Source organism: Bacillus sp. B4EP4a (genome assembly GCF_006680105.1).
Taxonomy (GTDB): domain Bacteria; phylum Bacillota; class Bacilli; order Bacillales; family DSM-1321; genus Peribacillus; species Peribacillus simplex_E.
In genome coordinates this window covers 231,140-246,577 of the sequence record NZ_VHIK01000005.1, presented here as the reverse complement: position 1 = coordinate 246,577, position 15,438 = coordinate 231,140, and the positions used below count along the sequence as shown (strand labels likewise).

Here is a 15,438-nt window from a genome sequence, read left to right as displayed (position 1 = left end):
TACAATTAATTGTAATAAGTCGATCAGTTCGTTGCAAAGCCTCTTTAACTATGCTATAATTTTATCTTGTGAGTAATTATAAATAATTGCTCCTTGCCCAATTGGGCCGCTTAGACCAAAAGGAGGTGACAGTGATGAGAAAATACGAAATTATGTATATCATCCGTCCAAACATTGAGGAAGAAGCTAAAAAAGCTTTAGTTGAACGTTTCAACACAATCCTTTCTGATAATGGTGCGGAAGTAGAAGCAAAAGAATGGGGTAAACGCCGTCTTGCATACGAAATCAATGATTTCCGTGATGGTTACTACATGCTTCTTAAAGTTAACGCTGAAAGTGCTGCGATTCAAGAATTCGATCGTCTTGCTAAAATCAGTGAAGACATTATTCGCCACATGGCTACTAGAGAAGAAGTATAATTCGATATTTAATATAAATTCTAATCTTGTTTCATAGAAACAAGATTGAAACCTAGGGGTTGATTCTGATGATGAATCGCGTAGTTTTGGTAGGACGCTTAACTAAAGATCCTGAATTACGATATACACCTAATGGAGTTCCCGTAGCTACCTTTACTTTAGCTGTGAACCGTGGTTTTACGAATCAGCAGGGTGAACGTGAAGCGGATTTCATTAACTGTGTAGTTTGGCGTAAACCGGCAGAAAATGTAGCTAACTTCTTGAAAAAGGGCAGTTTAGCTGGCGTGGATGGACGTGTCCAAACACGTAATTATGAAGGACAAGACGGCAAACGCGTATATGTGACGGAGATTCTGGCTGAGAGTGTTCAATTCCTTGAACCACGAAGCAGTTCAGCGGGTGAAAGAAATGAAGGCGGTTCTTACGGTGGAGGTCAAAGAAGTTATGGCAATAATAACGGAAATGACAACAATTCGTATGGACAAAATCCTAATCAGAATCAACGGAGCAATAACAACTACACTCGTGTAGATGATGATCCGTTTGCAAATGACGGTAAGACAATCGACATTTCAGATGACGATCTTCCGTTTTAAACAGCCGTTTAAAATGAAAATTCAAAAAGCAGGGAGGGAAATTTATCATGGCAATGGGTGGACGTAAAGGACGCGGTAAGCGTAAAAAGGTTTGTTATTTCACATCTAACGGAATCACTAAAATTGATTACAAAGATGTAGATCTTCTTAAAAAATTCGTCTCAGAACGCGGTAAAATTTTACCACGTCGTGTAACTGGTACAAGCGCTAAATATCAACGTAAATTAACGATTGCTATTAAACGCTCACGTACTATGGCATTACTACCATATGTATCTGGTGAATAATAAATTGGCACATTGAGGAGTTATCCTTAATGTGCCTTTTTTATAAGTTGTCACTTATGCCTGAAAACCGCTGAATTGCGGTTTTTTTATTTCAAAAGGAAGTTATCCGGACGTTTTCCTCAGAAAAAATAATCATATTCTAAAAAAGAATGTGATGTTTGAAATATCCTGGCCGTAACGGATACAATATAAAGATGGAGATAAGACATCAATAATAACAGGGGGTGAAATAAAGATGAATAGCGGGAGACGGATTGCTGAGGGCGGAGCCCTTCTGGCACTATATTGCATTTTATTGTTCATCACCATTCAAATCCCACTATTGGGTATTTTCACTACATTCTTTTTACCCATTCCATTCATACTTGTCACAATCAAACAAAAGTTATCGTGGAGCCTTGGTTACTTATTTGTAGCCTCGTTATTGTCGATCCTCATTGGGACGATATTGTCTGTTCCGCTGACCTTGCTCATGGGGGCAACGGGAATCGCGATCGGCTATTTTTTGAAAAAGGACAAACCGATGGCACCTATGTTCATAAGCGCAGTCCTTGTCTTCCTGGGAGGCATTTTATTAATATATGCAGCTTCAGTATTGATAACGGATGTTAATTACATAGAAGAATCGATGAACATGGCTGAGGGGTCCCTCGAAAATACTATCGGCATAATGGATTCTTTTGGACAGGCACCGACGGAACAAGTCAAAAAGCGGTTGTATGAATCACTCGATATGATGAACACGCTGATGCCAAGTTTGTTCGTCTTGATGTCAGTCATCATGGTTTTATTGATTTTCTTTGCGGCGCATCCCATTGTGAAGAGATTCAGTGATAAGGCGTTAAAATGGCCCCATTTTCGAGATCTGCGACTCCCGAAAAGCCTTTTATGGTATTATTTAATTACGATGCTTTTTGCTCTTTTTGTGAATACGGACAAGAACAGTTTTGTATATATGGCCATAACGAACCTATTTTTCATACTGCAGTTCTTCATTTTATTACAAGGATATTCCCTGATATTCTATATCGCTCATGTTAAGTCTTGGGCTAAGGCCATACCTGTTTTAATCGTGGTTTTTTCTTTGCTGCTGCCGATTCCGATTATTACGACGGCCGTGCGATTTTTAGGTATAATAGATTTAGGCTTTCCTTTTAGGGAGACAATCAAGAAAAAGGAATAGAAGACTTTTTTGTAAAACAGATGCTTTTAGGAGCTGAAACTATGCCATCTTATTTGAAAGAATACTCGATTAAGTCCCCATTGTATGGGGTGCTGGCCGCAGTCGTTTTACTTTTGGGCGTACTGGCTTATTATAATTGGGTTATTGCACTTGTTGGACTATTGATTCTTGCTGGTTTATTTTATTTAACATTAAGAATGGTAGAAAAAAAGCAACGAAAGACAGAAGAGTATATAACGACTTTATCCTATCGTTTAAAGAAGGTGGGCGAGGAAGCGTTATTGGAAATGCCGATTGGGATCATGCTCTTTAATGAGGATTATTACATTGAATGGACCAATCCATTCCTGGCTTCTTGTTTTAGTGAAGACTCCTTGGCAGGAAGATCGCTATACGATGTTGCGGACTCGATAGTGCCGTTGATCAAGCAAGAGATCGAGACAGAGACGCTTACGCTCCACGATCGGAAATTCAAGGTGGTCCATAAGCGTGATGAAAGGCTTCTTTACTTTTTTGATGTGACGGAGCAAGTGGAAATTGAGAAATTATATGAAGATGAGCGGACGGCAATTGCGATCATTCTTCTTGATAATTATGATGATTTGACACAGGGTATGGATGATCAGCGTAAAAGCAGCATTAATAGCTTGGTTACCTCACTTCTTGATAAATGGGCAAGGGATAATGGCGTTTTCTTTAAACGGGTTTCCTCGGAACGATTCATCGCTGTCTTCAATGAGCATATCCTTCATCAGCTTGAGAAGGGCAAATTCTCGATTTTGGATGAAATCAGGGAAACGACGGCCAAGCAAAATGTACCCTTGACCCTGAGCATCGGGGTCGGCTCGGCCGTGCCATCCTTACCGGAACTAGGTACGCTTGCACAGTCCAGCTTGGATCTCGCCCTTGGACGGGGCGGTGACCAAGTAGCGATAAAGCAAGCGAATGGAAAAGTGAAATTTTATGGCGGCAAAACCAATCCGATGGAAAAACGCACGAGAGTCCGTGCACGTGTCATTTCTCATGCATTGAAGGATATAGTCCTTGATAGCGATAAAGTCATTGTCATGGGCCATAAAAACCCGGATATGGACGCAATCGGTTCAGGGATCGGCATCTTGAAAGTTGCCCAGATGAATGAACGTGAAGGCTATATTGTCATCGACACCCAGCAGCTCGATAGCAGTGTCCTTCGTTTAATGGAAGAAATCAAAAATAAAGAAGAGCTGTATTCCCGGTTCATAACACCTGATGATGCATTTGAAATGATTACGGATGAGACCTTGCTGGTTGTGGTCGATACACATAAACCTTCCATGGTGATTGAAGAGCGGTTATTGAATAGGATCGATAAGGTTGTAGTCATCGACCATCATCGCCGCGGTGAGGAGTTCATCAAGAATTCATTGCTCGTCTATATGGAGCCATATGCATCTTCAACAGCAGAACTTGTAACCGAACTGCTTGAATATCAACCGAAACGCTCAAAGATTGATATGCTGGAGTCGACGGCGCTTCTTGCAGGTATCATCGTCGATACGAAAAGCTTCACCTTAAGAACAGGTTCACGCACTTTCGATGCAGCCTCTTATCTAAGGGCGCATGGAGCTGATACGGTACTTGTCCAGAAATTCTTAAAAGAAGACGTGGACACCTATATCAAACGTTCGAAGCTCATTGAGGAAGTCATCTTTTATAAAAAGGGAATTGCCATTGCCTCTGCAAAAACCGATCAAGTTCATAATCAGGTGCTCATCGCTCAAGCTGCGGACACCCTATTGACCATGGATGGCGTTGCGGCTTCTTTCGTAATGGCTAAGCGATCTGATGATACAGTTGGCATAAGTGCGCGTTCTCTAGGTGATATCAATGTACAGGTGATCATGGAAATGTTGAATGGAGGCGGACATTTAACAAATGCCGCCACTCAACAGGTTTGCTCCATTGATGAAGCTGAAAGTCGATTGAAAGTAGCTATTGATGAATATTTAGAAGGGGGACAAAAAGAATGAAAGTAATATTTCTGAAAGACGTAAAAGGTAAAGGGAAAAAAGGGGAAGTTAAAAATGTAGCAGATGGTTATGCACATAATTTCCTGTTAAAACAAGGATTGGCTGTTGAAGCAAATAATTCAAATGTAAAAACTTTGGAAGCCCAGAAAAATAAAGAAGAATCACTTGCAGCAGAAGAGCTGCAGCATGCTGAAGAATTGAAAGTGCAGCTGGAGAAATTAACGGTTGAACTATCTGCCAAAGCCGGTGAGGGCGGGCGTTTATTCGGTTCCATCACGACTAAACAAATTGCATCGGAGCTTCAGAAAAAACACGGTGTCAAGGTTGATAAACGTAAAATGGAGCTTGCTGAAGGCATCCGCACTTTAGGGCATACAAAGCTTCCAGTCAAGCTTCATCCTGAAGTCACTGCGACACTGACTGTGCATGTGAAAGAAATTAACTAATTTTAGCTGTTTCATATCTGTGAAAAATTGATAAAATAGAGATAGACGAAAAATGTGATTGGGCATGTTGTCCTTTCACTTTTTTCTTTTTTACTAGAAACATATAAAAGGTATCCTCTTAGAATGGGAGGTTTTAAGATATGATAGAACAATTTCAGGATAGGATTCCCCCTCAAAATATAGAAGCCGAACAGGCAGTGCTAGGAGCCATTTTTCTTGAGCCCTCTTCATTGACCGTTACATCGGAAGTTTTGATTCCGGAGGATTTTTACAGAAGCTCTCATCAAAAAATCTTTAATGTAATGCTTAAATTGAATGACGAAGGAAAAGCTGTCGATTTGATTACGGTGACAGAGGAATTGGCTGCGACAAAAAACCTTGAAGAAGTTGGCGGAGTTTCTTATTTAAGTGAATTGGCCGGATCGGTGCCTACCGCGGCCAATATTGAATATTATGCCCGCATCGTCGAGGAGAAGTCATTGCTGCGTCGTTTGATCAGGACAGCGACCAACATCGCTCAGGAAGGCTACAGTCGCGAGGACGAGGTCGAGGAGCTGCTCGGGGAAGCAGAAAAAACGATCATGGAAGTGGCCCAGCGTAAGAATTCCGGGTCTTTTCAAAATATTAAGGATGTATTGGTTGCGACGTACGATAACATAGAAATTTTGACTACCCGTAAAGGGGATGTCACAGGAATACCGACAGGGTTTGCTGAACTGGATCGAATGACAGCAGGGTTCCAACGTAATGACCTCATCATAGTGGGTGCCCGTCCTTCGGTTGGTAAAACCGCTTTTGCATTGAATATCGCTCAAAACGTTGCGACCAAAACGGAGGAGAATGTAGCGATTTTCAGTCTTGAAATGGGTGCAGAGCAGCTCGTTATGCGTATGCTCTGTGCTGAAGGAAATATCAACGCTCAGAATTTACGGACAGGTTCCTTAACTGATGAGGATTGGCGTAAACTGACGATGGCGATGGGAAGCTTGTCGAATGCCGGCATTTATATCGATGATACGCCTGGTGTGAGGATTGGTGAAATCCGTTCAAAATGCCGTCGTTTGAAGCAGGAACATGGCCTTGGCATGATATTGATCGATTACCTGCAGTTAATTCAAGGCGATGGTCGTTCAGGCGACAACCGTCAGCAAGAGGTATCCGAGATTTCACGTTCACTCAAAGCGCTCGCTCGTGAACTTAAAGTGCCCGTCATCGCCCTTTCCCAGCTATCGCGGGGAGTGGAGCAGCGTCAGGATAAGCGTCCGATGATGTCTGATATCAGGGAATCCGGGAGTATCGAGCAAGATGCCGATATCGTCGCATTCTTATACCGTGATGATTATTATGATAAAGAATCCGAGAATAAAAATATCATCGAAATCATTATAGCGAAACAGCGTAATGGTCCAGTAGGCACGGTTTCGCTTGCATTCGTAAAAGAATATAATAAATTCGTTAACCTCGAACGCCGCTTCGATGATGATTCGATGTCTCCCGGCGCATAGGGAACTGCCTGCCATTTTTGCAATGGCGGGCTTTCTCTGTTTTTGGAAAAGGAAAGGGCCTTATGATAATAGAAAAAGAAATCAAAGGGTACAATAATGATTGACAATCCAAAACCCAATGTAAAACCGAAAGAATTTTCTCATATTTACGAACAAAGTATTTATTGAAAAGTGTATTGTTCGGATTTTGTATTGACTTCCAGTTTGGATTATTGATAAAATAGGTTTGTTTGATAAGAACCGGTTAAAATGATCGGTATTACGTGAACCTTTGGAGGTGCTTTATTCAGATGTCATCAGTTGTAGTAGTCGGTACACAATGGGGAGACGAAGGTAAAGGTAAAATAACAGATTTTCTATCCCAGAATGCGGAAGCCATCGCTCGTTATCAAGGTGGGAATAATGCAGGGCATACAATAAAATTTAACGGTGTTACCTATAAACTGCATTTAATTCCGTCAGGGATTTTTTATAGTGATAAGATTTGTGTCATTGGGAATGGTATGGTGGTTGATCCTAAAGCTCTTGTAGAGGAGCTTGCTTATTTACATAGCCATGGGGTGAGTACGGATAATCTTCGTATCTCGAACCGTGCACATGTCATTCTTCCTTACCATATCAAATTGGATGAAGTCGAAGAAGACCGTAAAGGCGCCAACAAAATTGGAACGACTAAAAAAGGAATCGGCCCTGCATATATGGACAAAGCTGCTCGTAACGGAATCCGCATGGCAGACCTTTTGGACCGTGAAATTTTCGAGGAAAAATTGTCTCAAAATCTTGTCGAAAAAAATCGTATGTTTGAACGTTTCTACGAAACGGAAGGTTTCAAAATCGAGGATATCTTGGAAGAATACTATGAGTACGGACAACAAGTGCAGAAATATGTTTGTGATACATCCGTTGTATTGAATGATGCACTTGATGAAGGAAAACGGGTATTATTCGAAGGGGCACAAGGTGTCATGCTTGATATCGATCAAGGAACATACCCATTCGTCACTTCATCTAACCCGGTTGCAGGTGGAGTTACAATCGGTTCTGGTGTAGGTCCTACGAAAATCAACCATGTGGTTGGAGTATGTAAAGCATATACAAGCCGTGTGGGCGATGGTCCTTTCCCTACAGAATTGCATGATGAAGTCGGTAACCAAATCCGGGAAATTGGCCGTGAATATGGTACAACTACAGGCAGACCGCGCCGTGTAGGCTGGTTTGACGCTGTTGTCGTTCGCCATGCTCGCCGTGTCAGCGGGATTACTGATTTATCATTGAACTCGATTGACGTATTATCAGGTCTTGATACTGTCAAAATTTGTGTGGCTTATGATTACAAAGGCGAGATCATTCATGAAGTTCCAGCGACTTTGAAAGCGATTGGCGAATGTAAACCAGTCTATGAAGAACTACCAGGCTGGTCAGAAGACATCACAGGTTGCAAATCATTGGATGAGCTTCCAGAGAACGCTCGTCACTATGTAGAGCGCGTATCTCAATTGGTAGGCATTCCTTTGACCACTTTCTCTGTCGGTCCTGACCGTAACCAAACAAATGTCGTGAGAAGCCCTTGGCGTCTAGCGTAATTCTTGAAAAAGGAGCTGGCTTTTTTGCCGGCTCTTTTCTTTCGTTATTAACATCCATGCTATTATATGTCACGTTCAGGAGGTCCGGGATACCGAATGAATGGATTAAACTGTTGGAAAATGAAAAAATATAAGAAAAAAATAATTTTATTTCAAAAAACTATTGCCTAAACTATATAAACCATGATATTATCAAAAGCGTCGTCACAATAGAACAAGCCATTAACAAGATACGGATGTTAAGTTAACATCCTGAAAAAAAACATTTCCTTAGTACGAGCCATTAGCTCAGTTGGTAGAGCATCTGACTTTTAATCAGAGGGTCGAAGGTTCGAATCCTTCATGGCTCACCATTTTTTCCGGCCCATTGGTCAAGCGGTTAAGACACCGCCCTTTCACGGCGGTAACACGGGTTCGAATCCCGTATGGGTCACTTCTTTATATAAATGCTTTACTGGTCCCGTGGTGTAGCGGTTAACATGCCTGCCTGTCACGCAGGAGATCGCGGGTTCGATTCCCGTCGGGACCGCCATTTTATTTTTTTCTAAAATAGAATATTTGGCTCAGTAGCTCAGTCGGTAGAGCAAAGGACTGAAAATCCTTGTGTCGGCGGTTCGATTCCGTCCTGAGCCATCCTTTTATAAACGCCTTTCCTTTAGGGCGTTTTTTTTGTTTTGCGTCCAGATGTATTTTGAATGAAATCTTGTTAATAGATTGTTAACGATTTGTAACATACCAATTTAGACCAATTCGGCTTATTACTCGCTTTTAACCTTACTGGGCCTAGGCCCACTCCTTTTTCTGCAGTTTATTGAACTTTCCCCATTCCTATATTTATTGGTACATGTTGTCACGATTTATACAGTTCCATTACATTATGAAGTCTGTTTCTTGTTTTTTTTCTCAATATGGTAGAGTTATGAGTGATAAAAATCATTATAGAAATCAGTCATAAGCATGTGGATATTTAAATTGGACTAATAAATCTCAAAATAAAATTGATTAGTTTCTTAATTGGTGACTGAGCCGTTAAGGAGGACAATATATGTTTAGCTCAAAAGGGAAGGGGATCATCCTGTTGATGGTTTCCGTCATTTTAATGCTTGCAGGAAATCGGGCAACTGCTGCTGGAATATCGGAAACTGAAACCATACAGCATGTTTATCTTAACGATGAGTTCGTCGGAAGTGTGACGGACGAAACGGAAATCGAAAAGATTGTAGCCGATAAGGTAGAAGAAGCACAGGAAGATTATCCGGACTTAACATTCGATAAGGAGACACAGCTGACGTTTGTACCTGAAGAGGTATTCGATGAAGAGGTAAAAGAGGATCAGGCTGTTAAGGAAATTCAAGATCAGTTGAATGTGAAGGCAGAGGCTTATGAAATCGACATAGATAATCAGGCTGTCGCTTATGTTGCGTCAAAGGAAGATGCCGAGGACGTTTTGGAGAAAATCACTTTATTATATGTGAATGAAAAGGAATACGCTGAATATGAATCAGGTAAAAAGGAAAGTGAAAAAGATGCGGATCCGTTAAAAGAGCCAGGAAGTAGAATTCTGGACATCGAATTTTCACTTCCCGTCAAGTTTAAAGAGACAATGGTATATCCAGACGAAATCAAGAGCGTCGATGAAACCCTTTCCATGATAGAAGAAGGAAAGGAAGGAACGACGAGCTATGAGGCTAAGGAAGATGAGGATCTTAAAGCCATTGCCACTAGCCATGATATGGACCTGGATCAACTGCTGGAACTAAATCCGGGACAGGATGAGAACAAAGGTGTTAAAGAGGGCGAGCGTCTTTATGTGACCCAACGTATCCCCTATGTGAACGTAATGGTAGAAAGAGAAGTATTTAAGGAAGAGAGGATTCCTTTTGAAAAGAAAGTGAAGGAGGATGACGAACTTCCAAAGGGCGAGCTCATTACTGAACAAATAGGGAATGAGGGGATTCTTGCGTTCACCTATAATGTATCCGAAACAAACGGAAAGAAAATCAGTGAAACAATCGCAAAAAAAGAAGTCACGGAAAAGGCCAAAACAGAAATCACGAGAAAAGGCACCAAGGTCATTCCTTCACAGGGCAGCGGTACATATTCATGGCCTGCAGATGGGGGCTATATTTCCAGTAAGCAGGGTCAGCGCTGGGGGAAACTGCATAAAGGTATAGATATTGCCCGGCCAGCCACCAGGACGATAACGGCAGCAGATCATGGGATAATCGAAACTGCCGGAAACTCCGGAGGATATGGAAATAAGATAACGATCAATCATAATAACGGGTATAAGACAGTGTATGCCCATTTGGATTCAATAGATGTACAAGCAGGACAAAAGATTGAAAAAGGCATGAAAATTGGCATGATGGGTTCAACGGGGAACTCGACCGGTGTCCACCTCCATTTTGAAATATATAAAAACGGGTCTCTCGTTAATCCGCTAAACTATATAAGCCAATAATCGATGGAAGTCTTCGAAAATTATTCGAAGACTTCTTTGCTACATACATAGATGAGAATAATAGGAAAAAGGTGATTTAATGCCTATAAAATGATAAAGTAGAATAGAGACAATTTGCTTTCATTCCGGTGTTCAGCCCCTTTTATTGGGTATATATACGTAACTTTGCTAAAACTAGGTTGCCGGGTTGTGCAAGCAGAAGGAAAAGTGAATAAGGTCCCGGATAAGGACACGGTTTTTAATAGATTCAGTTCAGTTATTAAAAAGGAGATAAGTACATGGATAAAAAGATTCTGGTAGTGGATGACGAAAAGCCAATTGCTGATATATTACAATTCAATCTGAAAAAAGAAGGCTATGAAGTTTTTTGTGCTTATGATGGCAATGAAGCCCTCAAAATGGTAGAAGAACGGCAACCCGATTTGATTTTACTTGATATCATGCTACCGCAGCGCGATGGCATGGAAGTTTGCAGGGAAGTAAGGAAGAAGTATGAAACGCCGATCATCATGTTAACGGCAAAAGATTCAGAGATTGATAAGGTCTTAGGATTAGAGCTTGGTGCAGACGACTATGTTACAAAGCCATTTAGTACCCGGGAAATAATTGCCCGCGTTAAGGCGAACCTAAGACGTCAGCAAGCTGTTCCTGTTCCCGATCAAGAAAATGAACCGAAGGAAATTACGATAGGAACGCTCACTATCCATCCGGATGCCTATGTGGTATCCAAGCGCGGCGATACGATTGAATTAACGCATCGCGAATTTGAGTTGCTTCATTACTTAGCGAAGCACATCGGTCAGGTCATGACAAGGGAGCACTTATTACAAACCGTGTGGGGCTATGATTATTTTGGTGATGTGCGGACGGTCGATGTAACAGTCAGACGTCTTCGTGAGAAGATTGAAGACAATCCAAGCCATCCTGGCTGGATTGTAACTAGAAGAGGGGTCGGTTATTACCTGCGTAACCCTGAACAGGAGTAGTTTCTATGAAAAAGGTTGGTTTTTTTCGCTCAATTCATTTTAAATTTGTTCTGATTTATGTATTGCTCATTTTCGTAGCTATGCAAATAATCGGGGTATATTTTGTTGGGGAATTGGAAGAAAATCTTGTCGGGAACTTTACGAAATCAATAAAAGGTCACGTTAACCTGCTTACCTACAGCATTGGTGAAGAAATGGAAAAAGAGAGGGGAGAGGAAGATCCGACCCTCGAAGAAGCGATTGATACGATATTGAAAGACCGGGATAATTCATCGAATGATATTTCGGAAGTACGTGTCATCGACACCCGCAGCAGACGCGTGATCGGAACTTCTGACCCAAGTAACCAGGATATTGTAGGGAAGAAGACAACAGAGGTCCTTATTAAAAATACACTCATTTATGGAAAAGAAGATTATGATGTGTTTCGGGATCAGAAAACAGGCAGGCGGCTCTGGGTCCTTTCGACACCCATTGAAGCAAATGGGGAGGTCATTGGCGCCGTCTATGTAATAGCAGAGATGGAAAATGTCTTTGAGCAGATGGATGAGATCAATAGTATCTTCATGACGGGTACGGCCATCGCCCTAGTCATTACGGCCATCTTGGGGATCCTGCTCGCACGAACGATCACAAGGCCAATGTCCGATATGAGAAAACAGGCCCTGGTGATGGCGAAAGGGAATTTCTCCAGAAAAGTTAGGGTATATGGCGATGATGAAATTGGCCAGCTTGCCGTCACTTTCAATAATTTGACCAAAAAGCTTCAAGAATCGCAATCAAGCACAGAAGGAGAGCGGCGTAAGCTTTCATCTGTCCTTTCCAATATGACGGATGGCGTAATTTCAACGGACAGGCGAGGTCGGGTGAACTTGATTAATGAACCGGCGGCACAATTATTGGATGTCTCGAGTGAAACCGTCATGAACCAACCGATCATTGAGGTTTTGGGTCTTGAAGAAGAATATAAATTTGAGGATTTACTGGAAGAGCGAGATTCCATTATCCTTGATTACAGCAAAAAAAATCGGCCTTTCATTTTGAGGGGGAACTTTTCAGTCATTCAAAAGGAAACGGGATTCGTCAATGGTTTGATTACTGTTTTGCATGATATAACAGAGCAGGAAAAAATCGAGAGCGAACGTAGGGAGTTTGTTGCCAATGTATCACATGAACTGCGAACTCCGTTAACGACGATGAGAAGTTACCTGGAAGCATTGGCTGAAGGTGCATGGAAGGACGAGGAAATCGCTCCATCCTTTTTAAGCGTGACCCAAAATGAAACGGAGCGAATGATCAGGCTTGTTAATGATCTGTTACAGCTTTCGAAAATGGACAGTAAAGATTACAGGCTTAAAACGGGCTGGGTGAATTTCAATAAATTCTATGACCACATTATCGATCGTTTTGAAATGACGAAAAATGATGACATCACGTTTAAGCGTGATTTGCCGAAGGAAGCTTATTTTGTGGATATTGATGAAGATAAAATCACCCAGGTTCTCTATAATGTAATCTCCAACTCATTAAAGTACTCACCTGAAGGGGGTCAAGTGACTTTCCGCGTCAGGGCATCTGATGGCTTTATCATTGTGAGCATTACAGATCAAGGAGTGGGTATCCCGAAAAACGTCATTGATAAAATATTCGACCGCTTCTATCGTGTGGATAAAGCAAGGGCCCGTAACTTAGGCGGGACAGGGCTTGGTTTAGCGATTGCAAAAGAGATGGTCGTGGCGCATGGCGGGAAAATATGGGCGGAAAGTGTGGATGGAAAAGGAACTACGGTGTTCTTTACACTTCCTTACGAACAGGAAGAAGAGGATGATTGGTCATGAATTTTGAACGTGCAAAAAGCATCATACTGATTATTTTGGTTGGGACAAGCATTTTTTTGACATGGAGCATTTGGACGTACGAGCCTGAATATGATCCATTTGAACAATCGTCGGAATTTATAAAGATTAAAAGCGATGTCCAGATTGTCAGTGATGTCATTAAACCAGTCAGTATCCTTTTCCATGGCAATGGGCAGCATTTCCAGACTTCCAATCCGGTAGAAATAAATGAAATGGAAAAAGAATTTTCGCAATGGCGTTTCAGCGGCATAAAAGAGGTATCCGTAAAAAGGCTGCAAAGGAAATTTGACGATTTTGTCCATGAAGATGGATCGATTGAAATCGAATTTTCCGATGATATTCCCATTGCCCTTTATAAAACGGTATTGAATATAACGGATAAGGAAGTGCCTGAATTTTCGTTTGATCGAATCATCATTAAACAAAAGGATATCAGTGGTAATAAATCTGCCGTTTATTTTGTTTCCTACGATCAAGAGAAGATTTATCAAGGTATGGTCGACTCTAAAAAACTAAGGAATTTCATGGATTCATTTTATAGGGGTTCTTACGATAAGCACCCTGAATACACGGCCGAAATCATAAACAGCAAAAGGACGCTCTTCGTCCCGGAAAACCCAGTTGAGATCAACAGACTTGAATATTATATTGACGATTTGGATATTGGAAACTTGAAAAATGCATTATTTAATTATCCGAAGTTCGTACGCCAGGAATCCGTTTCGGTCGGTGAGGAATACACGGATGGAACAAGACTTATGACGGTCAATAAAGAGAATTACCTAATTTCTTATATCAATCCGGCACAAAAGAGCAAGCTATTTGGCAGTTCCAGTGACCTTTTGCAAAAAAGCATCGATTTCATCAATGACCATGCAGGTTGGGAAAATAACAATTACCGCTTTGCCTATATGTCGGAGAATGAACAACGAGTGGTATTCCGCTTATTCGTAAATGGTTATCCGACCTTCAATGAATCTGGAATGACAGAAATCGAGCAAATTTGGGGGAAAGAAGAAATTTATAGCTATGACCGCCCATACTTTTCACTTGACTCAGTCCTCCCGTCAGAAGGAGCGGTAGTAATTTTACCAAGCGGTAAAGAAGTATTGAATAAGCTGAAATCGAAAGATAATATCGATTTCAAAAGCGTGGAGGACATCTCGATTGGCTATAAACTGAATAAATCCCTCGATTCCAAACTTGTAACACTAGTTACACTTGAGCCTACTTGGTATTATCGTATCGGCGATAAATGGTTTATGGTGCCCTTTGAAGAAGATACGGGAGGCGATCAAAGTGGATTGGAATAATACAAAGTCGATTTTCATCATGGTTTTCTTCATTTTGAATATTTTTCTACTTTATCAATTCCTGGAAAAGATTAATGACTCCCAATATGAAAGTTTCACGGAGTCCTCAACGGAAGAACTTTTGAAAGAAGATGAGATTTCAATAGAAACCCCACTTCCGAAACAAAAGTTGAAGGATCAATTCCTGATTGCCCAAAGCAAGACTTTCGAGAAGAAGGATATTGAGCACCTGAAAAACCAAAAAGCAAAAATCATCGATGATAAGAAGCTTGTGGGTACATTTAAAACACCGGTTGGCATGAAAGCGGAAGTTCATGCTGCAGACCTTGATATATTCCTGAAGGAGTATATTTTCAATGGAAGTGAGTATCATTTTTGGAGCTATGATGAAATCAACCAGACCATCATCTGCTATCAAGTGGCAGATAAAAAGATGTTTTTTAATAATAGTAAAGGGAAGGTCACTTTATATCTGAACAAGAAGGGTGAAATCGTTTCCTATGAACAGATGTATTTAGAGGGAATCAAAAAATTCAATAAACCAAAAGAATTGGTATCTGCTTTAAATGCTATTGGAGCATTGTATGATAATGGTGATATTGATCCCAAAAGCAAAGTCACGAATGTGAAACTGGGCTTTTACAATTCGCTGCAGACGACATCTGTGTCACATTTACTTGTGCCAACATGGTGGGTGGTCATTGATGACGAAACGGATCTCTTCGTGAATGCTTTTGATGGTGAGGTCATTGAATTGAATACAGAAGAAAAAATACTGGAGTGAG

Annotated in this window: 13 protein-coding genes and 4 tRNA genes; all 17 read left to right on the top strand. The window is 41.2% G+C overall.

Translation table 11 applies throughout. The features are described 5' to 3' along the window. Positions 1-134: 134 nt before the first annotated feature. The 17 genes from rpsF (at position 135) to FNK51_RS03035 (ending at position 15,437) form a co-directional block, all read left to right on the top strand. Positions 135-419 (top strand): 30S ribosomal protein S6, encoded by a 285-nt coding sequence (gene rpsF, locus FNK51_RS03115; RefSeq protein WP_034316153.1) that lies wholly within the window; start codon positions 135-137, stop codon positions 417-419. Positions 420-487: 68 nt separating this feature from the next. Further along, the gene (gene ssb, locus FNK51_RS03110; RefSeq protein ID WP_076368498.1) at positions 488-1,015 is read left to right on the top strand and encodes a single-stranded DNA-binding protein; all 528 of its coding nucleotides are present in this window, start codon (positions 488-490) and stop codon (positions 1,013-1,015) included. 47 nt (positions 1,016-1,062) lie between these two features. After that, positions 1,063-1,302, top strand: a complete 240-nt coding sequence (gene rpsR / locus FNK51_RS03105) for a 30S ribosomal protein S18 (RefSeq protein ID WP_034316147.1) — start codon at positions 1,063-1,065, stop codon at positions 1,300-1,302. A 235-nt stretch (positions 1,303-1,537) separates the two neighbouring features. After that, positions 1,538-2,485, top strand: coding sequence for a YybS family protein (locus FNK51_RS03100; protein ID WP_141992404.1), 948 nt, complete (start codon positions 1,538-1,540; stop codon positions 2,483-2,485). A gap of 41 nt (positions 2,486-2,526) precedes the next feature. Then, entirely contained in the window at positions 2,527-4,497 is a 1,971-nt protein-coding gene (locus FNK51_RS03095; RefSeq protein ID WP_141992403.1) for a DHH family phosphoesterase, read from the top strand. Further along, positions 4,494-4,943 carry a 50S ribosomal protein L9 gene (gene rplI / locus FNK51_RS03090; protein WP_098370316.1) on the top strand — a complete coding sequence of 150 codons (450 nt, stop codon included), beginning with the start codon at positions 4,494-4,496 and terminating at the stop codon, positions 4,941-4,943. Before FNK51_RS03095 ends, rplI begins: the two co-directional genes overlap by 4 nt. Before the next feature lie 140 nt (positions 4,944-5,083). Further along, entirely contained in the window at positions 5,084-6,448 is a 1,365-nt protein-coding gene (gene dnaB / locus FNK51_RS03085; RefSeq protein ID WP_034316139.1) for a replicative DNA helicase, read from the top strand. Between the two features lie 290 nt (positions 6,449-6,738). After that, on the top strand, positions 6,739-8,031 hold the full coding sequence (locus FNK51_RS03080) for an adenylosuccinate synthase (RefSeq protein WP_076368493.1): 1,293 nt from the start codon (positions 6,739-6,741) through the stop codon (positions 8,029-8,031). Positions 8,032-8,308: 277 nt separating this feature from the next. Continuing rightward, a tRNA-Lys gene (locus FNK51_RS03075) sits at positions 8,309-8,384 on the top strand. A gap of 8 nt (positions 8,385-8,392) precedes the next feature. Continuing rightward, a tRNA-Glu gene (locus FNK51_RS03070) sits at positions 8,393-8,464 on the top strand. A gap of 23 nt (positions 8,465-8,487) precedes the next feature. Continuing rightward, positions 8,488-8,563: transfer RNA gene (locus FNK51_RS03065), tRNA-Asp, on the top strand. Between the two features lie 28 nt (positions 8,564-8,591). After that, positions 8,592-8,664: transfer RNA gene (locus FNK51_RS03060), tRNA-Phe, on the top strand. 412 nt (positions 8,665-9,076) lie between these two features. Continuing rightward, the gene (locus FNK51_RS03055) at positions 9,077-10,495 is read left to right on the top strand and encodes a peptidoglycan DD-metalloendopeptidase family protein (RefSeq protein WP_141992402.1); all 1,419 of its coding nucleotides are present in this window, start codon (positions 9,077-9,079) and stop codon (positions 10,493-10,495) included. 278 nt (positions 10,496-10,773) lie between these two features. After that, positions 10,774-11,481, top strand: coding sequence for a response regulator YycF (yycF, locus tag FNK51_RS03050; protein ID WP_034316131.1), 708 nt, complete (start codon positions 10,774-10,776; stop codon positions 11,479-11,481). A 5-nt stretch (positions 11,482-11,486) separates the two neighbouring features. Then, a complete protein-coding gene (gene walK / locus FNK51_RS03045; protein WP_141992401.1) occupies positions 11,487-13,319 on the top strand; it encodes a cell wall metabolism sensor histidine kinase WalK in 1,833 nt (610 codons plus the stop codon). Next, entirely contained in the window at positions 13,316-14,653 is a 1,338-nt protein-coding gene (locus tag FNK51_RS03040; protein WP_141992400.1) for a YycH family regulatory protein, read from the top strand. The genes walK and FNK51_RS03040 overlap by 4 nt, the downstream gene beginning before the upstream one ends. Beyond that, positions 14,640-15,437, top strand: a complete 798-nt coding sequence (locus FNK51_RS03035) for a two-component system regulatory protein YycI (RefSeq protein WP_141992399.1) — start codon at positions 14,640-14,642, stop codon at positions 15,435-15,437. The genes FNK51_RS03040 and FNK51_RS03035 overlap by 14 nt, the downstream gene beginning before the upstream one ends. Position 15,438: the final 1 nt, after the last annotated feature.

Excerpts from the sequence above, each read along its gene's own strand:
- walK (WP_141992401.1), top strand. The coding sequence starts at position 11,487 with ATGAAAAAGGTTGGTTTTTTTCGCTCAATTCATTTTAAATTTGTTCTG.
- FNK51_RS03080 (WP_076368493.1), top strand. The coding sequence starts at position 6,739 with ATGTCATCAGTTGTAGTAGTCGGTACACAATGGGGAGACGAAGGTAAA.
- dnaB (WP_034316139.1), top strand. The coding sequence starts at position 5,084 with ATGATAGAACAATTTCAGGATAGGATTCCCCCTCAAAATATAGAAGCC.
- FNK51_RS03095 (WP_141992403.1), top strand. The coding sequence starts at position 2,527 with ATGCCATCTTATTTGAAAGAATACTCGATTAAGTCCCCATTGTATGGG.
- FNK51_RS03055 (WP_141992402.1), top strand. The coding sequence starts at position 9,077 with ATGTTTAGCTCAAAAGGGAAGGGGATCATCCTGTTGATGGTTTCCGTC.
- rplI (WP_098370316.1), top strand. The coding sequence starts at position 4,494 with ATGAAAGTAATATTTCTGAAAGACGTAAAAGGTAAAGGGAAAAAAGGG.
- yycF (WP_034316131.1), top strand. The coding sequence starts at position 10,774 with ATGGATAAAAAGATTCTGGTAGTGGATGACGAAAAGCCAATTGCTGAT.
- rpsF (WP_034316153.1), top strand. The coding sequence starts at position 135 with ATGAGAAAATACGAAATTATGTATATCATCCGTCCAAACATTGAGGAA.
- FNK51_RS03040 (WP_141992400.1), top strand. The coding sequence starts at position 13,316 with ATGAATTTTGAACGTGCAAAAAGCATCATACTGATTATTTTGGTTGGG.
- FNK51_RS03100 (WP_141992404.1), top strand. The coding sequence starts at position 1,538 with ATGAATAGCGGGAGACGGATTGCTGAGGGCGGAGCCCTTCTGGCACTA.
- rpsR (WP_034316147.1), top strand. The coding sequence starts at position 1,063 with ATGGCAATGGGTGGACGTAAAGGACGCGGTAAGCGTAAAAAGGTTTGT.
- ssb (WP_076368498.1), top strand. The coding sequence starts at position 488 with ATGATGAATCGCGTAGTTTTGGTAGGACGCTTAACTAAAGATCCTGAA.